The sequence below is a fragment of the Salipiger bermudensis genome (assembly GCF_017309175.1).
In the GTDB taxonomy this organism is placed as follows: Bacteria; Pseudomonadota; Alphaproteobacteria; order Rhodobacterales; family Rhodobacteraceae; genus Salipiger; species Salipiger bermudensis.
On sequence record NZ_JAEKJV010000003.1, the window covers coordinates 136,739 to 162,816 of the forward strand.

General features: G+C 67.2%; 25 protein-coding genes. 5 read left to right on the forward strand and 20 right to left on the reverse strand.

Going from position 1 to position 26,078, the window contains the following annotated elements; translation table 11 throughout:
• Positions 1-61: 61 nt before the first annotated feature.
• Both JF542_RS05495 and JF542_RS05500 read left to right on the forward strand, forming a co-directional pair.
• Entirely contained in the window at positions 62-1,363 is a 1,302-nt protein-coding gene (locus JF542_RS05495; RefSeq protein ID WP_207075044.1) for an FAD-dependent oxidoreductase, read from the forward strand.
• Positions 1,364-1,483: 120 nt separating this feature from the next.
• Positions 1,484-2,695, forward strand: coding sequence for a DegT/DnrJ/EryC1/StrS family aminotransferase (locus JF542_RS05500; protein ID WP_207075045.1), 1,212 nt, complete (start codon positions 1,484-1,486; stop codon positions 2,693-2,695).
• 107 nt (positions 2,696-2,802) lie between these two features.
• Here the strand turns inward: JF542_RS05500 and phaR are convergent, their stop codons facing one another.
• The 4 genes from phaR to JF542_RS05520 all read right to left on the reverse strand — a co-directional run bounded on the left by phaR (position 2,803) and on the right by JF542_RS05520 (position 6,733).
• Positions 2,803-3,363 carry a polyhydroxyalkanoate synthesis repressor PhaR gene (gene phaR / locus JF542_RS05505; protein ID WP_007802906.1) on the reverse strand — a complete coding sequence of 187 codons (561 nt, stop codon included), beginning with the start codon at positions 3,361-3,363 and terminating at the stop codon, positions 2,803-2,805.
• A 93-nt stretch (positions 3,364-3,456) separates the two neighbouring features.
• Positions 3,457-4,428: a Gfo/Idh/MocA family protein gene (locus JF542_RS05510; protein ID WP_207075046.1), complete on the reverse strand. Its 972-nt coding sequence runs from the start codon at positions 4,426-4,428 to the stop codon at positions 3,457-3,459.
• A gap of 135 nt (positions 4,429-4,563) precedes the next feature.
• Positions 4,564-5,460, reverse strand: a complete 897-nt coding sequence (gene rpoH / locus JF542_RS05515; protein ID WP_007802902.1) for an RNA polymerase sigma factor RpoH — start codon at positions 5,458-5,460, stop codon at positions 4,564-4,566.
• 241 nt (positions 5,461-5,701) lie between these two features.
• Positions 5,702-6,733 (reverse strand): RluA family pseudouridine synthase, encoded by a 1,032-nt coding sequence (locus JF542_RS05520; protein ID WP_207075047.1) that lies wholly within the window; start codon positions 6,731-6,733, stop codon positions 5,702-5,704.
• On the opposite strand from JF542_RS05520, the gene JF542_RS05525 reads away from it, so the two are divergent.
• Positions 6,732-7,046: a DUF6476 family protein gene (locus JF542_RS05525; RefSeq protein ID WP_207075048.1), complete on the forward strand. Its 315-nt coding sequence runs from the start codon at positions 6,732-6,734 to the stop codon at positions 7,044-7,046. The two genes, JF542_RS05520 and JF542_RS05525, sit on opposite strands and share 2 nt — an antisense overlap.
• A 103-nt stretch (positions 7,047-7,149) precedes the next feature.
• Here the strand turns inward: JF542_RS05525 and JF542_RS05530 are convergent, their stop codons facing one another.
• From JF542_RS05530 to JF542_RS05580, 11 genes are all read right to left on the reverse strand, one after another.
• Positions 7,150-7,890 carry an ABC transporter permease subunit gene (locus tag JF542_RS05530; protein ID WP_207075049.1) on the reverse strand — a complete coding sequence of 247 codons (741 nt, stop codon included), beginning with the start codon at positions 7,888-7,890 and terminating at the stop codon, positions 7,150-7,152.
• Positions 7,887-8,822 (reverse strand): ABC transporter ATP-binding protein, encoded by a 936-nt coding sequence (locus JF542_RS05535; RefSeq protein ID WP_007802895.1) that lies wholly within the window; start codon positions 8,820-8,822, stop codon positions 7,887-7,889. The genes JF542_RS05530 and JF542_RS05535 overlap by 4 nt, the downstream gene beginning before the upstream one ends.
• Complete coding sequence (locus tag JF542_RS05540) at positions 8,819-9,988, reverse strand: ABC transporter permease subunit (protein ID WP_207075050.1); 1,170 nt, start codon at positions 9,986-9,988, stop codon at positions 8,819-8,821. The genes JF542_RS05535 and JF542_RS05540 overlap by 4 nt, the downstream gene beginning before the upstream one ends.
• An 11-nt stretch (positions 9,989-9,999) precedes the next feature.
• Positions 10,000-10,905 carry a glycine betaine ABC transporter substrate-binding protein OsmF gene (osmF, locus tag JF542_RS05545; protein WP_007802890.1) on the reverse strand — a complete coding sequence of 302 codons (906 nt, stop codon included), beginning with the start codon at positions 10,903-10,905 and terminating at the stop codon, positions 10,000-10,002.
• Between the two features lie 211 nt (positions 10,906-11,116).
• Complete coding sequence (locus tag JF542_RS05550) at positions 11,117-12,112, reverse strand: Gfo/Idh/MocA family protein (RefSeq protein ID WP_207075051.1); 996 nt, start codon at positions 12,110-12,112, stop codon at positions 11,117-11,119.
• On the reverse strand, positions 12,109-12,996 hold the full coding sequence (locus tag JF542_RS05555) for a TIM barrel protein (protein WP_207075052.1): 888 nt from the start codon (positions 12,994-12,996) through the stop codon (positions 12,109-12,111). Before JF542_RS05555 ends, JF542_RS05550 begins: the two co-directional genes overlap by 4 nt.
• 17 nt (positions 12,997-13,013) lie before the next feature.
• On the reverse strand, positions 13,014-13,847 hold the full coding sequence (locus JF542_RS05560; RefSeq protein WP_007802885.1) for a carbohydrate ABC transporter permease: 834 nt from the start codon (positions 13,845-13,847) through the stop codon (positions 13,014-13,016).
• On the reverse strand, positions 13,847-14,770 hold the full coding sequence (locus tag JF542_RS05565; RefSeq protein WP_007802884.1) for a carbohydrate ABC transporter permease: 924 nt from the start codon (positions 14,768-14,770) through the stop codon (positions 13,847-13,849). Before JF542_RS05565 ends, JF542_RS05560 begins: the two co-directional genes overlap by 1 nt.
• Before the next feature lie 76 nt (positions 14,771-14,846).
• Entirely contained in the window at positions 14,847-16,061 is a 1,215-nt protein-coding gene (locus tag JF542_RS05570) for an ABC transporter substrate-binding protein (RefSeq protein WP_207075053.1), read from the reverse strand.
• A gap of 24 nt (positions 16,062-16,085) precedes the next feature.
• Complete coding sequence (locus tag JF542_RS05575) at positions 16,086-16,997, reverse strand: alpha/beta hydrolase (protein ID WP_207075054.1); 912 nt, start codon at positions 16,995-16,997, stop codon at positions 16,086-16,088.
• Positions 16,994-17,695, reverse strand: coding sequence for a GntR family transcriptional regulator (locus JF542_RS05580; RefSeq protein ID WP_007802878.1), 702 nt, complete (start codon positions 17,693-17,695; stop codon positions 16,994-16,996). The genes JF542_RS05575 and JF542_RS05580 overlap by 4 nt, the downstream gene beginning before the upstream one ends.
• Before the next feature lie 133 nt (positions 17,696-17,828).
• Between JF542_RS05580 and JF542_RS05585 the strand changes: the two genes are divergently transcribed.
• Positions 17,829-18,905, forward strand: a complete 1,077-nt coding sequence (locus JF542_RS05585; RefSeq protein WP_207075055.1) for an ABC transporter ATP-binding protein — start codon at positions 17,829-17,831, stop codon at positions 18,903-18,905.
• Here JF542_RS05585 and JF542_RS05590 read toward each other — a convergent pair.
• A complete protein-coding gene (locus JF542_RS05590) occupies positions 18,902-19,495 on the reverse strand; it encodes a TetR family transcriptional regulator (protein WP_207075056.1) in 594 nt (197 codons plus the stop codon). The genes JF542_RS05585 and JF542_RS05590 overlap by 4 nt on opposite strands.
• Positions 19,496-19,690: 195 nt before the next feature.
• On the opposite strand from JF542_RS05590, the gene JF542_RS05595 reads away from it, so the two are divergent.
• The gene (locus JF542_RS05595; protein WP_110740114.1) at positions 19,691-20,881 is read left to right on the forward strand and encodes an MFS transporter; all 1,191 of its coding nucleotides are present in this window, start codon (positions 19,691-19,693) and stop codon (positions 20,879-20,881) included.
• Between the two features lie 77 nt (positions 20,882-20,958).
• Here JF542_RS05595 and JF542_RS05600 read toward each other — a convergent pair whose 3' ends face one another.
• From JF542_RS05600 to JF542_RS24505, 4 genes are read right to left on the reverse strand one after another with little or no spacing between them, the layout of a single operon-like run.
• Positions 20,959-24,009 (reverse strand): efflux RND transporter permease subunit, encoded by a 3,051-nt coding sequence (locus tag JF542_RS05600; protein WP_207075057.1) that lies wholly within the window; start codon positions 24,007-24,009, stop codon positions 20,959-20,961.
• 10 nt (positions 24,010-24,019) lie between these two features.
• The gene (locus JF542_RS05605; protein WP_207075058.1) at positions 24,020-25,087 is read right to left on the reverse strand and encodes an efflux RND transporter periplasmic adaptor subunit; all 1,068 of its coding nucleotides are present in this window, start codon (positions 25,085-25,087) and stop codon (positions 24,020-24,022) included.
• On the reverse strand, positions 25,084-25,446 hold the full coding sequence (locus tag JF542_RS05610; RefSeq protein ID WP_207075059.1) for a MarR family transcriptional regulator: 363 nt from the start codon (positions 25,444-25,446) through the stop codon (positions 25,084-25,086). The genes JF542_RS05605 and JF542_RS05610 overlap by 4 nt, the downstream gene beginning before the upstream one ends.
• Positions 25,447-25,569 carry a hypothetical protein gene (locus JF542_RS24505; RefSeq protein ID WP_277988576.1) on the reverse strand — a complete coding sequence of 41 codons (123 nt, stop codon included), beginning with the start codon at positions 25,567-25,569 and terminating at the stop codon, positions 25,447-25,449.
• Positions 25,570-26,078: the final 509 nt, after the last annotated feature.

Genomic DNA, 26,078 nt, shown 5'->3' on the forward strand with positions numbered 1-26,078 from the left:
CCCCTCTTGGCCTTCGGCCAATTCACCCCGGAGTATTTTTGACGAAGAGAAGGGCTGGGTTGTGGACCTGCTGTTTTCCAATGACCGACGCGGGCACTACCCGGAGAGCTGGTATGCGGCCACCGCGACCGATCTCGGGGCCTTCCCGGCGCTCGAGGGCGAGGCGCGGGCCGATGTCTGCATCATCGGGGCGGGATTCACCGGGCTCTCGGCGGCGCTGCACATGGCCGAGGCCGGGCTCGACGTGGTGCTGCTCGAGGCGCATCGGGTGGGGTTCGGCGCCTCGGGGCGCAATGGCGGGCAGCTGGGCTCGGGGCAGCGGCAGGACCAGCTGACGCTCGAGGAGATGCTCGGGCGCGAGGACGCGCGCAAGTACTGGGATCTGGGCGAGGAGGCCAAGGATCTCGTGCGCGACCTGATCGCGAAGCACGACATCGACTGCCACCTGCGCGACGGCGTCGCATGGTGCGGCTCGCGCCCCGGCGAGGTGCAGCATCTGCACGAGTACGCCGAGCACATGGGCGCGCACTATGGCTACGAGATCGAGCGCCACGATGCCGAGAGCTTCCGCGCCATCTGCCCCTCACCGGATTATTGCGGCGGCGTGGTCGACATGGGGGCGGCGCATCTTCATCCGCTTCGCTTCTCGCAGGGGCTGGCCAAGGCCGCGGCGAGCGCCGGGGCGCGGATCTTCGAGCAGAGCTTCGTGACGGAGGTGCAGGAAGGTGCCGACTGCGTCGTGACCTGCGAGCGCGGATCGGTGCGCGCCGATCACGTGATCTATGCCGGCAACGGCTATCTCGGCAAGCTTCAGCCCCGGGTGGCGCGGCGGGTGATGCCGATCAACAATTTCATCGCCGCCACCGAGCCGCTGGGGGCGCGCACCGCCGAGGTGCTGACCCGCGACATCGCGGTGGCCGACTCGCGCCACGTGGTGAACTACTTCCGGCTCAGCCATGACGGCCGCCTGCTGTTCGGCGGCGGCGAGAGCTATGGTTACAAGTTCCCCGCCGACATCAAGGCCAAGGTGCGCAAGCCGATGCTGGAGATCTTCCCGCAGCTCGCCGGCGTACGGCTCGATTACGCCTGGGGCGGCACGCTGGGGATCACCATGAAGCGCCTGCCGTTCCTCGCGCGGCTCGCGCCCAACGTGCTCAGCGCCTCGGGCTATTCCGGCCACGGGGTCGGCACCGCCGTCCATGCCGGGCGGCTGCTGGCCGAGGCGGTGCGCGGCCAGTCGCAGGGCTTCGACGCCATGGCCGCCCTGCCCGTCCCGCCCTTCCCCGGCGGGCCCGCCTTCCGCACGCCGCTGCTCACGCTCGCGATGACCTGGTTCGCGCTGCGCGACCGCATCGGGCTCTGAACCGCGACCTTTTCGCAACGGATCTGCCCCGCACCGCCTCCCTCGGGAGGCGGTTTTCACTTGGCTGTCACAGAACTGATGTTTAAGATTTCCAGAATACGACATTCAGGATTTTGAAATATGAGCAGCCTGCCCAACATGCACGACGCAGAGCCGATCCCCGCGGAAGCGCGCGCCGAGATCGACCGGCTTCTGCAATCCGGAGACCTGTTCCGCTACACCGCCCCCGAGGATGCGCCGGTGGCGCTGCTCGAGCGCGAGTTCGCCGCGATGCTGGGCAGCAAATACGCGCTGGCGGTGTCGAGCTGCTCGGCGGCGCTGTTCCTCTCACTGAAGGCGCTCGGCCTGCCGCGCGACGCGCGCGTGATGATCCCGGGCTTTACCTTCGCCGCCGTGCCCTCGGCCATCGTACACGCGGACTGCGTGCCGGTGCTCTGCGAGGTCGGCGACAATTACCGCATCGACATGGCGGATTTCGAAGCCAAGCTCGGCGGTGTTCAGGCGGTCATCATCAGCCACATGCGTGGCCACACCTCGGACATGGACGCGATCATGGCGCTCTGCGACGCCCGCGGCATCCCGGTGGTGGAAGACGCGGCGCACAGCCTCGGCACGGTCTGGGGCGGGCGCAACATCGGCACCATCGGCAAGATCGGCTGCTTCTCGTTCCAGAGCTACAAGCTGGTCAATGCCGGCGAGGGCGGCATCCTGATCACCGACGATGCCGATGTGGTGGCGCAGGCGGTGATCCTGTCGGGTGCCTACGAGCACAACTGGCAAAAGCACATGGCGCGCGGTGACAACCGGGCCGACCTCGAAGAGGCCTTTGCGCGCTGGCAGAACAAGCTGCCGCTCTACAATCTGCGCATGTCGAACCTGTCGGCTGCGGTGATCCGGCCGCAGCTGCCGCATGTGGCGCGCCGCGTCGAAGACGGCCGCCGCAACCACGACTTCGTCGCCGAACGCATCGAGATGAGCCCGTGGATCGAGGTCCCGGCCAAGCTCGAGCGCGAGGAGCGCGCACCGGATTCGCTGCAGTTCAACCTTGTCGGCATGGATCGCGAGGAGATGCGCGCCTTCGCCGAAACCGCCGCCGCGATGGGCGTGAAGGTGCAGGTTTTCGGCCTGTCCTCGGACAACGCCCGCGCCTTCTGGAATTGGCAGTTCCTGCGCGAGATCCCCGAGCTGCCGCAGACCCGCGCCATGCTCGAGCGCGCCTGCGACACCCGCCTGCCGGCGCGGCTGACGCTCGAGGATTGTGCCGGCGTGGCCGATATCCTGATCAACGCCGCCGAGGCGGTGATGGGCGAGACCCGCGCCTACGGCACCTGAGACCCATCAAGACCAAGACCACTCACGACGAACGGAGAACGGGCGGGGATCTCCCCGCCCGTTCTCCGTCTTTGCGCACACGCGGCGGCCCGTGAGGGCCGCGCGGGTCACTTGTTCATCTTGGAAAGCTTGCTCTGCAGCTCGGCCAGCTGTTTCTTTATGGCGTCGAGGTCTTCCTCTTCACCCTTGCCCGGCGTCTCGCCTTCGGCCTCGGGGCCGGACCACTGCTTGCCCATGTTGCCGGTCATCGCCTTGAGAAAGGCCTCCTGCTGGGCCTGCATCGCCTCGAAGCCGGGGATCTTCGGCATCATCGGGTTGGCGTTGACGGTCTCGGCCCATTTCGACTGACTTTCGCGGAACATCTCGAACGACGCGGCAAGGAACTGCGGCACCGACGAGGTGGCCTGCGTGGTGTAGCTGCGCACCAGATCGGTGAGAACATTGATCGGCAGCACGCTTTCGCCGCGGCTCTCGTGCTCGGCCACGATTTGCAGCAGGTATTGCCGGGTCAGGTCGTCACCGGATTTCAGATCGACGATCTGCACGTCGCGCCCATCGCGAATGAAGCCCGCGATGTCCTCCAGCGTGACGTAGTCGCTCGTCTCGGTGTTGTAGAGACGGCGGCTGGCATAGCGCTTGATCAGCAGCGGTTTTTCCGTATCGGCCACCTGGTGCCCTCCCTGGCATGCAGCATTGCAGCGAAAGCCTATGCGAGCGCAGAAAAAAAGAAAAGCCTTTGCGTGCAAGCATGAAGCCCGCGATCAGCCCCGCGACGCGGCGAGAATCCGGTCGATCCACGCTTGTGTCCCGCGCGAGAATTCCAACGGCAACGGCCAGTCTGCCTGCTCTGACACCGCGCGGTTGAACGCCTCGACCTGCAGCACGTAGTGGTTCTCAGCCGGCCAGCGCCAGCTCTCCACGTGCCCGCCTGGGCGGTGCAGTTCGAGCGAGGCCTGGCCGAAGACCTGGACGTTGAAGGGCACCGGCAGGCGCAGCACCGCGCGCTCCCCATGCACCACGATCTCCTGCCACGGCGCCGCCCGCATCGAGACCCGCCCGGTGTAGAGAAACTCCGGAAAGCGGGCCATGATGTGGGTGCTGGCATCGATGCCGTTGACCCAGTCGGTCTCGACCGCCAGCAGCTCTTCCGGCTCCTGCCCGGTGATCAGCCGGATCGAGCCGAAGGCGTAGATGCCAATGTCGCCAAGGGCGCCGCCACCGGTCTCGGGACGGTTGCGTATGTTGTCGAGATCGTCGTTGAAAAAGCTGTGGGTCGAGTCGATGCGCACGATTTTTCCCAAGGCACCATCCTGGATCAGCTCGCGCGCCTTGCCGAACTGGGGGTGATGCGCGATCATCCACGCCTCGGCGATCAGCTTGCCAGTGCGGTCGCGGGTTTCGATCAGCCGGTCGATCCCGGACGCCTCCATCGCGATGGGCTTTTCGCACAGCACGTGCTTGCCGGCCTCGGCGGCCTTCTCGCTCCACGCCACATGCATCGAATTGGGCAGAGGGATATAGACCGCGTCGATCTCGGGATCGGCGAGCAGCGCGTCGTAATCATCGAAGACCCGCAGTCCGGGCGCGAATTCGGCAAAGGGCGCAGCCTTCTCGGGCGCCGAGGTGGCGATGGCCGACAGCGCCCCGCCGCGCGCCGCGTGGATCGCGGGCGCCATCTGCTGACGGGCGAAGTTCGAGGCGCCCAGAATACCCCAGCGCAAGTGATCGGCCATGATGATGCTCCTGTTCCGTTACCGCTGACGGTAGCGCGACGAGCGGGGCGCGCAACCCGGCCCTCCAGCGTCAGCGAACAAAAAAACGCCTGCCCCAAGGGGGCAGGCGCGTACCATCTACCTTAACGTCCGGGCTCAGGCGCTACTGAGCATGCCCTGCTCCTGCGCGAGATCGCGCATGCGCTTCTGCAGTTTCTCGAAGGCGCGGACCTCGATCTGGCGGATGCGCTCGCGGCTGACATCGTAGACGCCAGACAACTCCTCGAGTGTCACCGGCTGCTCGGCCAGTCGACGCTGGGTGAGGATGTCGCGCTCGCGCTCGTTGAGAACGTCCATCGCCTCGGTCAGCAGTTCGCGGCGCGCCTCGAGCTCGTTGCGCTCGGCATAGTCGCCCGCCTGGTCGGCGCTCTCATCCTCAAGCCAGTCCTGCCATTGCATCGAGCTCTCGTCATCGCTGCCCACCGTGGCGTTCAGCGAGGCATCGCCACCCGAAAGGCGGCGGTTCATCGAGATCACCTCGTCATGCGTCACACCAAGATCGGTGGCGATACGCTCGACATGCTCGGGCCGCAGGTCACCGTCCTCGAGCGCGCCGATGCGGCTCTTGGCTTTGCGCAGATTGAAGAACAGCTTCTTCTGAGCGCTGGTCGTGCCGAGCTTCACCAGCGACCACGAGCGCAGGATATATTCCTGAATGGAGGCACGAATCCACCACATGGCGTAGGTCGCGAGGCGGAAGCCCTTTTCGGGATCGAAGCGCTTGACCGCCTGCATCAGGCCCACGTTGGCCTCCGAGATCACCTCGGCCTGCGGCAGACCGTAACCACGGTAGCCCATGGCGATCTTGGCAGCGAGGCGCAGGTGGCTGGTGACGAGACGGTGCGCCGACTCGGCGTCCTGATCCTCGACCCAACGCTTGGCCAGCATGTACTCTTCTTCGGGCTCCAGAAGCGGGAACTTCCGGATTTCGGACAGATAGCGGCTCAGGCCCGCCTCTGGGGACGGTGCCGGCAGATTGGCATATTTGCTCACGTTGCTCACGTGCCCGGTTCCTCCAATGTTACGGGGCTTAACATCCCATATGGGAGCGCCACCATGAGTTTGCAAGGTGTGTCACCTTGAGACCTTTATACGACGTTAACGCAGGCTTCCGTCGGACGGGTCCGTCAAAACGCCGCGCTCACGCGGTTGGGAACTTGATGTCATATGTGCGGGATGCACGTAAACGGCCGATACGGCGGGAATTGTGTGCGCCTAGGCACACACAATCGTGTCACCCGGCGTTACGGAGCGCCTCGAGCAGGCTCTGCATGTCCGCGGGCAGCGGCGCCTCGAAGCGCAGCCGCTCGCCGGTGGCCGGATGATCGAAGCCCAGCTCGGCAGCGTGCAGCGCCTGCCGGTCGAAGCCGGCGACCTCGGTTGCCGCCGCCTCGCCGATCGCCTTGACCGGCGGTTTGCGGCGTCCGCCATAGACCGGATCACCCACCAGCCCGTGCCCGGCATGGGCCATATGCACGCGGATCTGATGCGTGCGCCCGGTCTCGAGCCGACACTCGAGCAGCGCCATCGCCGGCGGCGCGCCAAAGCTCTCGAGGACCCGCGCCCGGGTCACCGCGTGCCGGCCCTGCCCGTCGAAGAACACCGCCTGCCGCTGCCGGTCGGTCTTATGCCGCGCCAGCCCGGACTGGATGCAGAGCACCCCGCCCGGCTCAACCGACACGCCACGGGTGCCCAGAAGCCGTGGATCGCCCTGGTTGGGCACGCCGTAGCAGATCGCCCGGTAGGCGCGGTCGGCGCTGTGCGCCTCGAACTGCGCCGCGAGCCCGTGATGCGCGCGGTCCGACTTGGCCACCACCAGAAGCCCACTGGTGTCCTTGTCGATGCGGTGCACGATGCCCGGCCGCGCCACGCCGCCGACCCCCGAGAGCTTGCCGCCGAAATGGTGCAGCAGCGCATTGACGAGCGTGCCCGTGGGCGTGCCCGGCGCCGGGTGCACCACCATGCCGGCGGGCTTGTTCACCACCACGAGGTCGTCATCCTCCCAGACGATATCGAGGGGGATGTCCTCGGGGCCGATATGGCTCTCTTCGGCCTGCGGCACGGCGATGACGATCTCGTCACCCTCGGCAACCTTGGCCTTGGGATCGCTCAGCACCTCTCCGCCGCGCGTGACCGCGCCCTCGGCGATGAGCCTGGCAAGCCGGGTCCGCGACAGCGCCGCTGCCTCTGGCACATCCCGCGCCAGCGCCTTATCAAGGCGCGCAGGCGGGGCTTCCCCGATGATGATGCGCAAGGCCTTGTCCATGTCCCAGACTCCCGATCCCGACGAACAGTTGCCCGAGCCGACCAACCTGCGCTTCCTGCGCCTGCTGGTCACCGTGCTCACGGGCGTGATGATCGCCGGGCTTCTAGCGATCCTTGCGATGATTGTCATCCAGTACCGCACCACCCGCGTGCCGCTGCCCGAGATCATCACCCTGCCCGACGGCACCACCGCCACCGCCTACACGCAAGGGTCCGACTGGTACGCGGTGGTGACGGCGGACGACGAGATCCTGATCTTCGACCGCGCCTCGGGAGAGATCCGGCAACGCATTGCAGTCGAGGCCGGCCCCTGAGCCAAGAGCAGCCGCGCGGGCGCTCCGCGTGTCTCCTGCGGCGCGCGCGGCCGGAAAACCCACCGCCCCGTCGCCTGCACCGGCTTGCCTCAGCCAGCCCCGCTCAGCCCGCGACCCCAAGCCGCCGCGCCAGCCGGCGCTCGAGCTGGACGAGCGCGTCATAGATCAGCACCGCGAACAGGCCGACGATCAGGCCGCCTTGCAGCACATAGGCGGTGTTGTTCGTCAACAGCCCCGCGATGATCACCTCGCCCAGCGTGCGCGCGGCCACCGTGGAGCCGATCGTGGCGGTGCCGAGCGCGATCACCACCGAGAGCCTGATCCCGGTCAGGATCACCGGAAGGGCAAGCGGCAGCTCGACCTGAAACAGCCGCTGGCGCCGGTCAAGCCCGATGCCCCGCGCCGCCTCCATCGCCGAGGGAGGCAGGCTCGACAGGCCCGTCACCGCGTTCTCGAAGATCGGCAACAGCCCGTAGAGGAACAGCGCCACCAGCGTCGGCCCGGCCCCGAAGCCAAGCGCCGGCACCGCCAACGCCAGCACCGCGACGGGTGGGAAGGTCTGGCCGATATTGGTGATGGTGCGCGACAGCGGCCGGAAGGCCGCCCCGGCGGGCCGCGTCACCAGCACCGCCAGCGTCACCGCCACCAGCGTCGCCGCGCCCGAGGCCAGCGCCACCAGCCCCAGATGGCTCAGCGACAGCGACAGCAGCGAGGCACGCTCATAGATCACCGGGCCGCCCGCGGGAGCGGCCGGCGCGAAGAGCGGCTCGAACCAAGCGGGCCGCAGCACCAGCGACAGCAGCAGCGCAATCAGCGCCGCGCGGAGGGCCGCACCCCGGCTCACCCGTGCGCCTCGGCACGGGCGCGGATCGCCGCCAGCGTGACATGACCGAGGGCGGCGCCATCGCGCTCCACGCGCAGCGCATCCCTCCCGCTCCACAGGCAGGTCGAGAGCGCATCCCGCAGGCTGGTCGACGCGTCGACGACCGGACCGTCGACAGTGCCCTCTTCGACAATCTCGGAGACCGGGAACAGCGACAGCAGCTTCAGCGGACGATCTACGCCGCCAACCATCTCGGACACGAACTCGGTGGCGGGCTTGGCGATGATCTCGGCAGGGGCCGCGTATTGCACCAGCTTGCCGGCATCCATCACCGCCACCTTGTCGCCAAGCTGGATCGCCTCTTCCATGTCATGAGTGACGATCAGGATGGTCGAGCCGAGCGCCCTCTGGATGCGCCGCAAATCCTCCTGCGCGCGGGTTCGGATAATCGGGTCGAGCGCCCCGAAGGGCTCGTCCATCAGGATCATGTCGGGCCGCGAGGCCAGCGCCCGCGCCACGCCGACGCGCTGCTGCTGACCGCCGGACAGCTCGCCGGGATAGCGGTCGCGAAACTCGTCGGGCGGCATCGAGAACAGATCGAGCAGTTCGTCGACGCGAGCGCGGATCTTGTCGCGCGGCCAGCCGAGCAGCCGCGGCACGGCGCCGATGTTGCGCGCCACGCTGTGATGCGGAAACAGACCGTGGCCCTGAATGGCATAGCCGATGCGCCGCCGCAGCGCCTCCTTGGGCAGGCCGGTGGTCGGCTCGCCGTTGATCCGGACCTCACCAGAGCTTGGCTCGACAAGGCGGTTGATCATCCGCAGCAGCGTGGTCTTGCCCGAGCCGGAGGTCCCGACGATGGCGGTGATGGTGCCGGTCTCGACGGTGAGCGAGACCGCGTCCACCGCCGGCGTGCCGTCATAGATCTTGGTGATGGCGTCGATCTCGATCATGGGCGGGTCTCCGGGGTCGGGCTGGCCAGCTCGACCAGAATGTCCATCACGATGGCGGCGATCAGCGCCAGCGCCACGGTCGGCAGGGCGCCGAGCAGGATCAGGTCGGTGGCCGTCTGGTTGAGGCCCTGAAAGACGAAGGTGCCGAAGCCGCCGCCGCCGATCAGTGCCGCGATCACCGCAAGGCCGATGTTCTGCACCAGCACGATGCGCAGCCCGGCGAGGATCACCGGCAGGCCAAGCGGCAGTTCGACCTGCCACAGGCGCTGGCGCGAGGTCATGCCCATGCCGCGCGCCGCGTCGCGGGCGGCAGGCGGCGTGCTGTCGAGCCCGGCCACGGTGTTGGCGACCACCGGCAGCAGCGAATAGAGCACCAGCGCGAGGAAGGCCGGGGCGAAGCCGATGCCCGCGATACCGAGCGCTTCGGCGCCGGGCACGCTGTCACCAACCCAGCCGAGCAACGGGATCATGATGCCGAACATGGCAAGCGAGGGAATGGTCTGGAGAAAGCTCAGCACCGGCAGCAGCGCGGCGCGCATCCGGGCGTTGCGATGACACAGGATGCCGAGCGGAAAGCCTATCGCCGCGGCCACCGCGAGCGAGCCGAAGGCAAGGCCGAGATGGCGCCAGAAGGCGGTGGCAAAGGCGGCGCGCCGGCCGTCGTATTCCCGGAAGATCGACAGCTGCGTCAACGCATCCATCTGCAGCACCAGTGCGACCGCAAGCAGTGCCACGGCCAGCAGCCCGGCCCGCGCCAGCGGCCCGGGCGACAGCGCCGAGAGCGCGTCGGCCATCAGCAGGCCGAGGATCACCAAGAGGTACCAGAAGCCCGGCGCCGGCGACACGCGGGCATAGGTCCCGGCCCCCTCGAGCATCGTTTGCGTGCCCTGCCCCAGCAACCAGACAACCCCGGCAAGGCCGAGCGCCGCCCCTGCGAGCCGCAGCCACGGCCAGCGCGGCAGCAGGCCAAGCGCCAGCGCTGCAACAACGGCGGCAAGCCCCGATGCCACCGCGCCGGAGGGCGCAACCATCCAGACGTCCACGCCCTCGCCCGCCACGATGCGGTTCGCGGCGAGCGTCATGAAAGGCGCCAGCAGCGCCAGCGCCCCCAGCGCCGCGAACAGCGCGCCGGGCGGCGAGACAGCCGGAAGAGTTCGGGCAGGCACCGCGAGGGCGATCAGTCGAGCACGCCGATGGTGGTCAGATACTCGCGCGCGACCGCCTCGGCGGGTTCGCCACCGACCTGGATGCGGCCATTGAGCTCTTGCAGGGTCGCCATGTCGAGATCGCTGAAGATCGGGTTCAGCACCTCGGAGATGGCCGGGTATTCCTCGAGCACGGTATCGCGCACCACAGGCGCCGGCTCGTAGACCGGCTGCACACCCTTGTCGTCCTCCATCACCACGAGGCCCGCGGCGCCGACGCCGCCATCGGTGCCGTAGGCCATCGCCGCGTTCACACCCGAGGTGCCGCGCGCCGCCGCCTGAATCGTCGCCGCGGTGTCACCGCCCGACAGGATCACCGTCTGGTCGGGGCCAAGCTCGAAGCCATAGGTCTCCTGCATCGCCGGCAACACCGCCGGAGAGGAGACGAACTCGGTCGAGGCCGCGAGCTTGATCTCGCCGCCATCCGCCACCCAGGCGCCGAAATCCGACATGGTGACCAGCTCGTTTTCCTCGGCCAGCGGCCCGGTCAGCGCGATGGCCCAGGTGTTGTTCGCAGGCGCCGATTGCAGCCACGTCAAATCGTTCTCGGTGTCGAGCTCGGCGGCGCGGGCATAAGCCTCTTCGGGGTTCTTCCAGACCTCGCTGTCGGCCTCGTTGAAGAAATACGCCGCGTTGCCGGTATATTCCGGGTAGATGTCGATCTGACCCGCGAGCAGCGCCTCACGCACCACCTGGGTGCCGCCGAGCTGCAGCCGGCGCTCCACCGGCAGTCCGGCATCCTCGAGCGCCAGAGCGATCATGTTGCCAAGCAACCCGCCCTCGGTGTCGATCTTGGACGAGACGGTGATCTCGGCATGGGCGGCGGTTCCGAGCGCGGATGCAAGCGCGAGGGCGGCAGTAAGGATCTGGGATTTCATGGCGGTCTGAGCTCCTCCGGGGTAGGTGGCCGTGCCCGTTCAGGGCGTTTCCCCGTCGGACCTAGCGCGCAGGCGTCGTTCACCAAGAAGGAAAGCACGGGCACCCGGCATTTGTCGACCGCCAAGCGCCCTGGCGCTGAGATCGGACCTTGCCAGCCCCCGGGAAACCGCCGCCGCGAGCACGTGGCTCCCGGCGGCGAGAATGGCCCGGTCAGGCCTCGATCTGCGAGATCATCCGCTCGAGGCGCTCCATCGCGCGCACCCCGTCGCCGATATCGGGCACGTTGCGGCTCTCGCCGCGCAGGACGGCGGCCACGTCTGCCAGCAGCGCCGCGTAGCCCTTGTGATCCTCGTTGGCGGCGGCGGTGAAGTTCGGCGTCCAGCTCAGCGTGTCGCAGGCCGGGTCGAGCACCGCGCCGGGATCCTCGGCCTTGAAGGGCGGATCGCGGTAGAGCGCCACGTTGATGATGTTGTCGACGTGCAGCCGGGCGTGATCGCCCATGATGCGGATCTCTTCCATCGGCGTGCCACGCGACTGCACCGTACCCATGACGATGTTGCCGATCTTTCCGGCTTCTGTCGTAAAGTTGAGGTGCAGCAACAGCTTGCCCGGCTGCGGCGAGACCGAGCGGACCTGCATGTCGCCGAAATCCTCGCCTGCAAACCACGGGATCAGGTCCATGTAATGCACGCAGTGATGCAGGTAGAAGCCGCTGTAGTCGGGCTCGCCCTCGAAATAGGTGGGCGCGGTCATGTAGGCGCCGGTGATGCCCAGAACATCGCCGAAATCGCCGCCCCTGAGCACGTTCATCGCCATGCGGTTGCCGGTGGAATAGCGCTTCATGAAGCCGACCATCACCGGTTTGCCGGCAGCCTCCGAGGCCTTGGCGATCTCCAGCGCGCCGGCGGCGGTGGCGGCGGGCGGTTTCTCCATGAACACCGGCAGCCCCGCCTCGAGCGCCGCCAGCGTCGCCATGCGGTGCAGCTCGGGGCCGACCGCCATGCCGATGGCGTCGAGCCCCGGCGTCTTGATCATCTCGCGGAAATCGTCGTGCAGCGCGGTGACGCCGTATTCTGCGGCGGTCTTCTTCAGCGCCTCGCCGTCGCGGTCGCAGAGCGCCGCGATGCGGATGTCGTTGCGCCCGAGCTGCGGCAGCAGCATCTGGCGCGCGTGACGGCCGCAGCCGATCCAGCCGATATTGATCATTGGTCCACCTCCGCCAGCGCCAGCGCGTTTCGGATGACGCCGAGCCCGGCCATGAGCTTGTCGCTCTCATCCTCGCGCGGGGCGCGCCAGTGGGCGATGGGCAGCGCGATACGGTCATCGGCGCGGCGGAACGGCTCGAGCGAGATCGGCCCGGCATAGTTCACCTGCGCCAGCGCGCGCATCACGGCGGTCCAGTCGATATGGCCGGTGCCGGGATGGCCGCGATGGTTCTCGTTGGCCTGGAAATGCACGATGCGGTCGCCCGCCATGCGGATCGCATCGGGGATCGAGCGCTCTTCCATGTTCATGTGGAAGGTGTCGAGCATCAGCTTGAAGCCGGGGTTGTCGACCGCGTCCACCACCTCGCAGGCCTGCCGGGTTGTCGACAGGATATCGGTCTCGAACCGGTTCAGCGCCTCGACCGCGAAGGTCACGCCGGCGGCCTCGGCCTGCGGCGCGATGGTCTGGAAGGCCGAGATCGTGCGCTCGGCGCGGGCGGCGATCTCGTCGTCGCTGCGCGGCACCGGCGGGCGACCGGCAAACACCATAGGCTCACCGTAGAGCGGCCCGCCGACGATGCCGCCGCCAAGCTCGGCCGCGACGTCGATGCAGAGCTTGAGGTAATCCATGCCGCCCTGCCGGTTGGCCGCATCCTCCGAGGCGATGGAGCGCTGCTGGTTCACGCGGGCGGCCAGTACGGTGAAGATGCCGGCATCGTCGGCGGCCTTCTTCACGTCGGCGATCGAGAGGTCGTCCTCGGGCTCGGGGACCAGAAGCTCGACGAAGTCGAAGCCGAGATCGGCGGCCTTCTGGAAATAGTGCAGATCCTTGCCGGCGAAGGGCCGGATGAACTGCATTGAGATGATGCCGATGGGGTTTTTCACGTTTCTTGTCCTTTCCGTCAGCCCTTGACCGCACCTTGCGTGAGGCCGGAGATCAGGCGTTTCTGCACCAGCAGGAAGAGCACGGTGGCGGGGAGGGCGCCGACGATGCCGCCGGCGGTGAGCAGCCCCCATTGCACCTCGTATTCGCCGATCAGCGTCTGCACGGCGACCGTGATCGTGCGCACGTTGCGGCCGCCAAGCGTGAGGGCATAGAGGTACTCGTTCCACGAGGTGATGAAGATGTAGATGCCGGTGGCGATGATGCCGGGCAGGCAGAGCGGCAGCACCACGCGGCGCAGCGCCTGCATCCGGGTGCAGCCGTCCGTCATCGCCGCCTCGTCAAGCGAGCGCGGAATGCCGTTCATGTAGCTGACCATCATCCAGATCGAGAACGGGATCGCCACGGTCGAGTTGGCGATGATCAGCGCGATATGGGTGTCGAGCAGCCCGAGCACCCGCATCAGCACGAAAAGCGGCAGGATCAGCAGCACCAGCGGGAACATGTTGATGAGCAGGAACTGCAGCATCAGGATGCGCTTTCCCCTGAAGTTGAAGCGCGAGAACGAATAGGCCGCCGTGACGCTGAGCGACAGCCCGACGATCACCGTGCCGCCGGCAACGATGAAGCTGTCGAGCAGGTTCTCGGCGAAGCCCACGGTGCGGAACAGCCGCGTGTAGTTCTCGATGGTGGCATTGAGCAGCGACGGGCCTTCGGTGAAGAGCGTGCTCTCGTCGCTGATCGAGGTGATGAACATCCACAGGTAAGGCCCGAGCGTGAAGACCAGAATGGCCAGCATCGGCAGGTCGACCGTCAGGATGCGCTTGGTGGTCGAGGGTTTGTGCAGGGCCATCAGGACGCCGCCTTTCCGGTGCGCTTGAGGTAGAAGACCACGACCACCATCAGCAGCAGGGTGAAGAGCACGGCAATGGCCGAGCCGTAGCCGAAATCGAGATTGGTGCGGGCCTTGATGAAGGCATAGAGCGGCAGCGTGTGGGTGGCATAGCCGGGGCCACCTCCGGTCATCACGAAGATCACGTCGAAGCTGTTGGCGACCCAGATCATCCGCAGCAGCACCGCGGTCATCATCACGCCCGAGATGCCGGGCAGGGTGATGTGCCAGAACTGGCGCCAGGCCGAGGCACCGTCGATCGAAGCGGCCTCATAGTAGCTCTGCGGGATCGATTGCAGGCCGGCGAGGATCATCACCGCGAAGAACGGGAAGCCCTGCCACGTCAGCGTGAGGATGATCGAGGCCAGCGCGGTGTCGGGATCGGCAAGCCACGGGATCGCCTGCTGGATCAGCCCCATGCGCAGCAGGAACTCGTTGGCGATGCCGTAATTGCTGTCGTAGATCCACACCCACATCAGCGCGATCACCACCGAGGGCAGCGCCCACGGGATGATGATCAGGGCACGGGCCACCGGGCGCCACGGGAACTCCTGGTTGAGCAACAGCGCGGTCACCAGGCCAAGCAGGAGCTGCGCCGGGATCGTCGTGCACATCCAGATGATGGTGTGCTTGAGCGAGATCCAGAACACCTCGTCGTTGAGCGCCGCCTTGAAGTTGTCGAGCCCGACCCAGGTGAAGTCATTGGGCCGGAAGAGCACGTATTCGTGCAGGCTCATCCACGCGGTCTGCAGCATCGGGAAGAACACGATGGCGAGCGTGACGAGCACCGCCGGGGTGAGCATCGCGTAGGGCAGCACCTGACGGCCCAGAGAGGCGCGGTGCTTGGGTGTCTCAGAGACATGGGTCATGGTCGCGTCCGTCATGGGGCACGGGGCTTTCGGCTTGGGGAGCGGGGGTGTCCGGGCGCCACGCATGGGCGCCCGGATCTGGGCAGAGCGCTTACTCGGCGAAGAGCTCTTCGATCTTGGCGTTCATCTCGGCCGGCGCGATATCGCCGGTCAGCACGCGCTGCATGTTGGTGGGCCATGCGGTGTTGACGAAATCCGCCGTGGCCGAGCTGTTGGGCAGCATCTCGGCGAAGGGCAGGCTGTCGACGGTGGCCTGCACGAAGCGTTGCGGGTGCAGCGTCCAGCTTTCGCTGTCGGCCTTGACCACGGGCAGCTGGCCGGTGGCCTCGTTGAACATCGTGTTGTTGCCCTCGGTGGACAGGAAGGTGATCCACTTCCATGCCGCTTCCGGATCCTCGGCCGAGGACAGCACCGCGGTGCTTTCGTCGCCGAAGGCCGTCCAGTGGCCGCCGCCGCATTCCGGCACCGGCGCGGCGGAGACATTGTCTCCCAGCGCTTCCACCATGCCGTTGGCCGAGCCGATATGGTGGATGGTCATCGCGGTCTTGCCGGCCTTGAAGGCGCCGATGATCTCCTGGAAGCCATCGTTGGGGGCCGAGGGCGGGAAGACCCCGTCCTGCTGGAAGAGATCCGCCACGAACTGCGTGCCGGCGACGCCCGCCTCGGAGGTGAGGCCCTCAGTCAGGCTGACGCCCTCGGCGCCGAGCGTGAAGGTTGCCCAGTGATCGTGCCCGCCCTTGGCACCACGGAAGCCGAAGCCATAGACATCGGTCTGGCCGTCGCCATCCGTGTCGCGGGTCAGAGCCTTGGCGGTCTCGCGGAACTCGTCGCAGGTGGTGGGCACCGACAGGCCCAGCTCCTCGAACATGTCGGGGCGGTAGTAGAGATACAGCACCACGTATTGCACCGGCAGGTAATACTGCTGGCCGTCCGGGCCCTTGGTGAGTTCGATCAGGTTGTCCTGCAGCCCGTCAGCGCCGTCCCAGTCCGCCAGCCAGTCATCGATCGGCGCCAGCGCACCCATCTCGACGAGGCGGGGCTGGGCGAACATCTTGACCATCGCCGCGTCGGGCGCGTTGCCACCGATCACCGCGGTATAGAGCTGGTCGTAATAGCTGTTCCACGGAATGTTCTCGGCCTCGACGGTGATGTCGGGGTTGGCCTCCTCGAAGGCGGCGACAAGCGCGTCCATCGGGTTGTCGGCGTTGTCGAAATGGTACCAGAAGCGCACCGTGCTGTCGGCGCTGGCCATGCCCGCGCAGAGCGCCAGCGTCGAGGCGATGCCTGTCAATGTCTTGAATTTCATAACTTCCTCCCTGTGTTTCCGCCCCTACGGAGCGGCAATCCTGCGAAAGACCTCGCCCGCCCGCGTGAACGCGTCACGCGCCTCCGGCAGGGCAGAGCCCATTTGCATGAAGCCGTGCACGACACCCGCGATCAGTTCGTATGCATCGTCGCGGCCAAGCGCACGGAGCCGCGCGACCAGCGCCTCGGTGTCCGAGAGCAGCGGGTCGAGCTCGGCGGCGTTCAAGTAAAGCGGCGGCAGCGCGGCGAGCTGTGCGTCGCTGGCGGCCAGAGGTGCCACGGCGGGCGCGTCGCGCTTGGGCTCGGAGACGTACCAGTCCCAGTAGCGCATCATCTTGGCGCGGGTCAGGCCCGGGCCCTCGGCGTTGCTGATGTAGCTGTCGCTGTCAAAATCCGCACCGTAGACGCCGTAGAACAGCAGCCCGCAGGCCGGCAGCTCGGCGCCCTCGTCGATCAGCCGCAGCATTGCCGCGAGCGAAAGGTTTGCCCCAGCGCTGTCGCCACCGATGCTCCAGCGCCGGCCCGGCTCGAGGGCTTTCCACGCGCGAAGAATGTCGTCGAGACCCGCGGGATATGGATGCTCTGGCGCGAGGCGGTAATCCACCGTCAGCACCGGGCAGGCGCAGGCCTCGGCGATGCGCCGCGACGCACCCTCGTGGGTCATCGGCGAACACAGCGCCCAGCCTCCGCCATGCACGTGCAGGATCGCCTCGGTGCCGGTGTCGTTGGCCGGCACCACCCAGCGGGCTGGCATCCCGGCATGCATCACCGTGCGCGCTTCGGCCATCTCTGGCAGCTCTGCGTTCCAGCGCTGGTTGGTCAGCTCGGCCAGCGCGCGGGCGTGCTGCGGCGGCATCAGCGTCGGGTCGCCAAGCCCGGCATCCTCCTGCGCCAGCCGCTCGAGCACGGCGCGCATATTGGCGGTGGGCGCGCTCATGCGCTTTCTCCGGTGTTGCTGAGGTCGGGCCCGAAATCGACGATCGTGGCGATATGGTGCGAGAGCAGCTCGCGCAGCGTCTCGACATCCCGCTCGGCCAACGCATCAAGGATCGGTACGTGGCGCTCCGCCGTCGCCTCCAGCTCGCGATTGGGCTGGGCGTTGAGGATCTTGAAGCGGTGGTTGTGGATCAGGCAGCGGGTCAGGATCGGCGCCACCAAGGGCAGGTCGGCGGCCTCGAACAGGCGCCGGTGGAAGGCGCGGTCGAAGACCGAGAGCCGGTACTCGTCGCCGTCGCGGGCGGCGTTGCGCATGGCGTTGAGCCGGTCGTGCAGATCACGCTCGAGCATCGCGTCGGCGCGGGCCACCACGCGGTCGAGATAGGAGCATTCGACCTCTCGGCGCACATGCAACAGCGCGCGCGCGTCGTCGGCATGGCACGGCGCGACGGTGGTGCCGCGATTGGGCAGGCGGTTCACCAGCCCCTCCTCGTTGAGCCGCATCAAGGCCTCGCGCACCGTGCCCTGGCTGCACTCGAAGCGCTGTGCGAGATCCATCTCGGTCAGCGCCTGCTCGGGCTTGAGAGTTCCCAGCACGATCTCCTTCTCCAGCGCCTCGAACAGCGCATGGCTGCGCTTGCTCGTGCGGCGCGGCGTGACATCGCTCACGGTCATGCTGGTGAAACTCTCCACGGCCATCCTGTGCCGATCCTCCTCCCGTCGGGCGGCGCCTTGCGGCTTTGCCCTTGTCGTCCATTATCAATATCGATAACATCACAAATATCGATAATACAACCCCAGAATTCCGGGGCCGCAGGTCAGGGAGGACCACATGGCAGAGATCCAGCTGGAGGGCATCGTCAAGAACTATGGCGCGCATCGCGCGATCCATGGTGTTGATTTGCACGTGAAAGAGGGCGAGTTCGTCGCCTTTGTCGGGCCCTCGGGCTGCGGCAAGTCGACAATGCTGCGGATGATCGCCGGGCTCGAGGAGATCTCGGGCGGGACGCTGAGAATCGGGGGCCGCGTGGTCAACGAGATCGAACCCAAGGGCCGCGACGTGGCCATGGTGTTCCAGGACTACGCGCTCTACCCGCATATGACGATCCGCGAGAATATCGGCTTCGGACTGAAGATGCGCGGCTGGAAGGCCTCTGATATCGCCCCCAAGGTCGAGGAGGCGGCGGGCATCCTGCAGATCGGCGACTATCTCGACCGCAAGCCGGGCCAGCTCTCGGGCGGCCAGCGCCAGCGCGTCGCCATGGGCCGTGCCATTGTGCGAGAGCCGTCGGTGTTCCTCTTCGACGAGCCGCTGTCGAACCTCGACGCCAAGCTCCGGGTCGAGATGCGCACCCAGATCAAGCGCCTGCACGCGATGCTCGGCACCACCACGGTCTACGTCACCCACGACCAAACCGAGGCGATGACGCTGGCCGACAAGGTGGTGGTCCTGAAGGCCGGCCACATCGTGCAGGAAGGCCCGCCGATGGAGCTATACGAGCGCCCGAACTGCCGCTTCGTGGGCGAATTCATCGGCTCGCCGCAGATGAACGTGTTCTCGGGCGAGCTCGACCGCTCGGGCGCGGCCCCGGTGCTGCGCATGAAGGGCGGCACGCTGGAACTCGGTGAGGTCGCGGCGCGCGATGGCACACGGCTCGACGTCGGCGTGCGGCCCGAGGATCTGGCGCTCGCGGCGCCCGGTCAGGGCGCGATGAGCCCGGTGGTCGACATCTACGAACCGCTCGGCTCTGACACCATCGCGATCTGCCGGCTGGGAGAGCACGAGGTCTCGGCACGGCTCGCGCCGAACGTGCCGCTGCGCTCCGGCGAGACCCTGCCGCTGGGCTACGACCGCGCGAAGCTGCATTACTTCGACGGCGAATCCGGACAGCGCCTCGACGCGGCCTAGGCCCCACCGCCCTCCTTTGACGCGGCCAGACCGGCCAGCACCACCTTGAGCAATCGCCGGAGCGCGTCTTCGCGCTCTGGCTTCGGCCCCGGGCCGATCAGCGCCGGGTGCAGAAATCCCGCCAGCGCCTCTTCGAGCATCGTCGCCTCGGCCTCTGCGCCGAGGCCGGCTTCGCGAAGCAAACCCGCAAGCTCCTGATGCAGGCGGAGCATGTGATCGCGGATCACCGGGCGCTCGCCGGCCGTCGCCTCGTTGAAGCCGTAAAAGATCTCGGGATCCGTGCGCACGCGAGCGCTCTTGATCCGGTAGCGCGCGACGAACCAGTCCTCGATGCGCTCCGCCGGCGGCGCACTGCCGCCACAGATCGCGGCGGTGCGCGCCCGCGCATCGACCAGCCAGCTTTCGGTCACGGCGTCGAGCAGCGCCGCCTTGTCGCGAAAATGCGCGTAAAGCGCTGCGTGACTCACGCCCATCTCGCGCGCCACATCCGCCAGCCGCAGCTTCACGAACCCGTTTTCACGGATCCGGGCAACCGCGATCTCTACGGCACGCTGCCGCGCTTCTTCCGGGCTGAGACCTGTCCGTGGCACGCCGCTCCTCCTTGACGCATCGGTTTTCGCCAATTACAGAATTAGAAAAATGTAATCAACTGCCCGCGCGCCTCTTCCCGATGATTTTCGGCGTTCGCGGGTTTCTCTATGTCGACATGCCTGCACGGAACTGCTGCGGACCCTGGCCGGGGCCGGGCGCCGTGAGTTTCGGCGGTCCAACCGAAAGACCATATGATGTTGAGCTTGCTCAAGGATTCCCGGGCCGTCGCGCTGCTATTGGCCGCGTCGCTGACGATCCTCTCCAACAGCCTGATCAGCCCGTCCCTGCCGGGCATCGAGGCGCGCTTCGCCGACGAGGAGAACGCCGCGCTGCTGGCGCGCCTGCTGGTCACCGCGCCCTCGCTGATGGTGGCGATTCTCGCGCCCTTCGCCGGCGCGCTGGCCGACCGCTTCGGCCGCCGCCTTCAGCTTCTCGCGGGCGTGGCGCTCTTCGCCATCGCCGGCACCGCCGGTCTCTACCTGCCGACCCTCAAGCTGGTGCTGTTCAGCCGACTGTTCCTCGGGGTTGCCGTGGCGATGATCATGACCGCCCAGACAGCGCTGATCGGTGACTATTTCAAGGGCGAGAAGCGCGGCAACTTCATGGGCCTGCAAATCGCGGCAACCAATTTCGGCGGCCTCATCTTGCTGATGCTGGCCGGCTGGCTGGCCGCCTTCACGCCCCTTGCGCCCTTCGCGATCTACGGCATCGCGCTGGTCTACCTGCCGATCATGATGCTGACGCTGGAGAAATCCGACCGCAGCGCATCGCAGGTCGAGCCCGCCGCCTCCGACGGCGAGGCCAACTGGGTGGCCACGCTGGTGCTGGTGATCCTGCTGGCCGGGCTGTGCTTCGTCTGCTTCTACCTGCTGCCGACACAGGCGCCCTATTTCCTCGCCTCGATCGGTCATCCCGAGCCACAGGCCGCCGGCATGCTGATGGGCGCGATGACGCTGGCCGGCGGCATTGTCTCGCTGTTCTTCGGCAAGGTCCGGATGCGGCTGGGCCGCTCGGGCACCCCGGCACTCGGCTTCATGGGCTTCGCAACCGGGTTCTACCTGTTCGGGATCGCCCCGAGCTTTGGCCTGACCCTGCTGGGCGCGGCCTTCATCGGAGCCGGCGGCGGCCTGCTGATGCCGACCTTCCTCGGCCTCGCCGTGGGCATCGCACCTGCGCATCGCCGCGGGCTGGCGGCTGGCGCCATCACCACGAGCATCTTTCTTGGGCAGTTCCTCTCGCCCTTCGCCTCAACGCCGCTGATTGCCTCGCTGGGCTATGCCACGACCTTCCTCGCGACCGGTGCGCTGCTGACGCTGCTGGCACTGGTGGCATTGATCGGACTGCGGGCGCCGCGCGATCCCGCAGCCCGCCCGCTGCCGGCCTGAGGCCCGAGATCCGGACGGCACCCGGCCCTTGACTGCGACGGGCGGCGGATCTGATCCGCCGCCCGTTCTTGTATCTGTCAGGCGGTTGCCTCGCGCGCCGCCACGTTGCGGCGCTCTTCCCTGCGGAAGAAGATGTAGTAGAGCACCGGGGCAGCCACCAGCGTCAGCACGGTGGCGAAGGCCAGACCGCCCATGATCGTCACCGCCATCGACACGAAGAACGCGTCTCCCAGCAGCGGCGCCATGCCGAGGATCGTCGTCGCCGCCGCCAGCACCACCGGGCGCAGGCGCGATGTGGAGGCCCGGATGATCGCCGGGCGCAGCGCCTCGCCCTCTTCGCGCAGCAGGTCGATTTCCTCGACCAGCACGATGCCGTTCTTGATCAGCATCCCCGACAGCGACAGCAGGCCGAGCAGCGCGGTAAAGCTGAAAGGCAGCCCGGTAAGGCCAAGCCCCAGCACCACGCCGTTGACCGACATCGGGACAAGCAGCCAGATGATCAGCGGCTGGCGCAGCGCGTTGAACAGCAGGATCGAGATCAGCACCATGATCAGGAAGCTGACCGGAAGCTGGGTCCCGAGCGCCGCCTGCGCCTCGCTCGAGCTCTCGTAGTCGCCGCCCCATTCGAGCTTGTAGCCCAGCGGCAACTCCATCGCCTCGACCGCGCCGCGCACCTCGCCAAAGGCCGTTGCGGCGGTCACGCCGTCGACGATGTCGGCGCCCACGGTGATGGTCAGCACGCGGTCGCGGCGATGCACAAGCGTGTTCTCGGGGATGAACTCGAAGCCGTCGACCACCTGCTCGATGGGCACGAAGGATTCCGCCGCGCTGGAATAGATCACCTGGTCCATCAGGGTCAGATCGCTGTCGGGATCCTCGCGCACGAGGATCGGGATCAGGCGCTCGCCCTCGCGATAGGTGCCCGCCTGCGTGCCGTCGGTGGCCGTCAGCAGGGTCTTCGAGACGTCGTCGCGGCTGATCCCCGCCGCCTGCGCCCGGTCGGTTGCATAGCGCGGGCGCAGCACCAACTCCTGTTCGCGCCAGTCGGTGCGGGTGGTGGTGATCTTGTCGCTGGCCTCTTTCATCACCGCCTGCGCCTCGATGGCAAGGTTGCGCAGCACCTCCGGGTCGGGCCCGGAGAACCGCGCCGCCACCGGATCGCCGCCACCGGGGCCGAAGACCAGCCGCTTGGTGCGCATCTCGCCCTGCGGCAGGGCCTCGGCGCCGAAGGCATCAAGATCGGACTTGAGCTGCGGGATCTCGTCGAGCGTGGCGGTGCGCACGATGATGTGGCCGTAGGACGGGTTCGCCTTCTCGGCCTGATAGGTCAGCATGAAGCGCGTCGCACCCTGTCCCACGAAGGTGGTCGTCGCGACCACCTCGTCACGCTCCGCGAGCCAGCCCTCGAGCACCTTCAGATCCTCGGAGGTCTTGGCGATCGAGGCGCCCTGCGGCAGCTTGTAGTGCACGAAGAACAGCGGCGTGTTGCTGTCGGGGAAGAACTGCTGCGGCAGCTTGGCAAAGGCGTTGAAACACACCGCCGTCAGCGCGATCAGACCCACCACGACCAGCCAGCGCAGCCGCAGCGCGAGGTCGAGCGTGCGCCCGAACAGGCGGAAGAAAAACCCGCCATAGGCATCGTGGTCGCCCTCGTCCTTGGTCACGAAGAGCTTGTTGCCAAGATAGGGCGTCACCGTGATGGCGAGGATCCACGACAGCATCAGCGACATGCCGATGACCGCGAAGAGCGAGAACAGGAACTCGCCGGTAGCGTCGGGGCTCGTGCCGATCCCGGCAAAGGCCATGATGCCGATCACCGTGGCGCCGAGCAGCGGCACCTGGGTCTTCTTCGTCGCCTCGTCCGCCGCCGCCGGGCCGCGCTTGCCGTGCAGCATCGAAACCTGCATGCCCTCGGCCACCACGATGGCGTTGTCGACCAGCATCCCCATGGCGATGATCAGCGCCCCGAGCGAGATGCGCTCCATCTCGATCGAGAAGATCGCCATGAAGAACACCGTCCCGATCACGGTCAGCAGCAGCGTCGCGCCCACCACGACCGCCGCGCGCCAGCCCATCGCCAGCGCCAGCACGACGACCACGATGGCGACCGAGGTGGCAAGGTTGAGCAGGAAGGCGTTCGACGCCTCGTCCACCACCACGTGCTGCTGGTAGATCGGCGTGATCTCGACGCCGAGCGGAATGTCCTTGTCGAGCTCGGCGAGCTTGGCGTCGACCCGTTCGCCGACCTCGACGATGTTCTCCGAGGACAGCCCCGCGACACCGAGCGTGAAGGCCTCGTGGCCATTCTGCCGGATGATCAGATCGGGGTTGTCCTGCCGCCCGCGATAGACCTCGGCGAGGTCGATCAGGTTGATGATCTCGCCCTGCACGCCCACCGTGAGCCCGGCGATGGCCGAGACCGTGTCCTCGCCCTGAGGGCGCTGGATCACCGTACGCGAGCCGTCGCGCTCGAGCGTGCCGGCTTGCGAGACGCTGTCGGCCTCCGAGATTGCCGAGGCCAGCGCGGTGGGCGGGATGTTCTGGTTGACCGCGCGGGCGATGTCGGGCTCGACGAAGATCGCCTCGTCGGGCAGGCCCGCGGTCTCGACATCGGCCACCCCGTCCACCGCGAGCAACTCGCGGCGCAGGAAGATCGCCAGCCGGTGCTTCTCGGCATCCGAAAAACCATCGGCCGTGATGGCATAGAACAGGCCGTAGACGTCTCCGAAGCTGTCGTTGACGTAAGGCGCACCGGCGCCCGAGGGCAGCCGCGCATCGCCCACCCGGTTGCGCAGGTCGGTCCAGATCTGCGGCAGCTCGGTGCCGTCATAGGTCGACTTGATCTCGACCTCGATGGTCGAGACGCCGGGGCGGTTGACCGAGGTGATGGTCTTCAGCTCGCCCATCTTCTGGATCTCGGATTCCAGCGGCTCCGAGACCTCCGTCGCCACCTGCTCGGCCGAGGCGCCGGGATACTGGGTGACGATGACGGCGTTCTTGATGGTGAAGGCCGGGTCTTCGAGACGGCCGATGGAGAAGAACCCCCAGATGCCGCCGAAGAACAGGATGAGGATCAGGATCCACGTGTAGATCGGCCGCTCGATCGAGCCGCGTGCAATGGTGGTCATACCCCTGCCCTCACTCGCCAAAGCCGACGAAGCGGCGCGCCTTCATGCCGTCGGTAAGGTCACTGACCCCGGCGACGACGATCTCGTCGCCCGATTGCAGCCCCTCGATCACCGCCACGCCGCCATCGTCGGTCGGCTCGACCGTCACAGGCAGCCGCGTGAGCGTACCCTCTGCGGCGCCCTTCGGGTCGAAGCGGAACACGAAGGTGGACCCGTCCGAGGCGATCTGCACCGCTGCCGCCGGGATCTCGATGCGCGGCTCGCCGCGGCTCAGTCTCGCGATCACCGTCACCGACGAGCCCGGCAGAACGTCGAGCCCCTCTGGCGGGGCCATGCCGAAGGTGGCGCGATAGGTCTGCCCGATGGCCGAGGTCTCGGCATTCAGCTCGCGCACGGTCATCTGGTACGTTTCGGGCGAGGACGGGAAGCGCGCCAGCACGCTCACATCGTCGGCCACGTCGGCCTTCTGGATCAGCACCTCGGGCACGTCGATCTCGACCCGGATCTCGGACATGTCATGCAGGCGCACCACCGGCGTGCCGGCCGAGATCGTGGTGTAGTTCTCGACCATGCGCGAGGCGACGAGCGCGTCGAACGGCGCGTAAAGCGTCGCATCGTCGAGCGCGATCTGTGCGTTGTCGACGGAGATCCGGGTCAGCCCGGACTGGGTTTCTGCATCGTCGAGAGCCGACTCGCTGACCGTGCTGCCGCGCAACTTGTTGAGGCGCTCGAGATTGCGGTCGGCCTGCTCCTTCTGCAGCTGCGCCTGGTCAAGCGAAAGCTGGAACGGGCGAAGGTCGAGCTGCGCGATCAGCGCGCCCTGCTCGATGGAACTGCCTTCGACGACAGGGAAGCGCTCGATCTGGCCACCCACCTGAAAGGCGAGATCAACCGTGCGCCGCGCCACCACCTTGCCGAAGAACTGGCGGGTGAGCTCCTGCGTGCCGGCCTCGACCACGGCGAGCTTCACCGGGCGCAGCGAGGGCTGCGGCTCGGTCTGGGCGAGCGCTGCCTGCGACGAGGCGAGGATCATCGTCACCGCGGCGGCGGCGAGGGGGAACCGGGAGAAGATGGTCATAGGGTAAATCCCTTCGGCAGTCCGTTCTGCAGGATACGCTCAGCCACGCGGTCCATCAGCGTGGCGAGCTGGGTCATTTCGTCGGGGCTCAGGCCGGAGAGCTCGCGGAACTGCGCAACGATCCGCTCGATCAGATCGCTTCGCGCCTCCTGCCCTGCCTCGGTCAGGCGAAGCTGCCAGGCGCGCCGGTCGTCGGGGTCGCGTTCACGCAGCACCATTGCCTTGGCCTCGAGCTGGTCGGCCACCGCCGTCACCGTCGAGGGCTGGGTGTTCAGGTCCTCGGCAAGCTGGCCCATGCGGCGCGGCACGCCCAGATGCATCATCAGCTTGCGCTCGGGCTTGGTCAGCGCGCTGGCCACCTAGCAGTGATCCATCTGCTCGTCGAGCGCGTGTGACAGCACGAAATGCCCGAACAGGATGCGCAGCTCTTGCGGGAGCTGGCCTCCGGACGGATCGAGAAGGCGGTCGGCGAGAGTCGGCATGGGCGGTCCCCTTTCCCGCTGCGAATTAGTTCGACAACTGAAACATTTCAAGTCTCGAAATATTTCACGGCCGAAATGCCTGCACCGTGCCTCGCGGCCCCTCCCCGCGTCTCGGCACGACATAGGTCTGTCGATCGCGAGGTCGCGCGGGCATGTCACGCGAGCCACAACACTCCCATCCCGGCGCGCGTGCGGCCGGGTTTCTGTCGAAGCGGATGGGGAATGTCCGGCGTCGCGGCGGGCCCCCGCGCCGTGGTCAGATCAGCGGCACGAAGGGCACGCCGCAGGCCGAGAGACCAAGTGCAGCGATGATCAGCAGGAGTACGGGTGCAGGGTTCATGCGGACGGTCCTTGCCTGTGCCCCGGCGAGTTGCGCGGGATCTCTACGCTCCAGCCTAACCGCCACGAACGCTCGCCGCAAAGCACCAGGTCAAAGACCCGCGCCGCGTGGCCGCACGGCACCTCTCACGCACGGGCCTGCGCATGAATATATCTATTTGACAAGATCT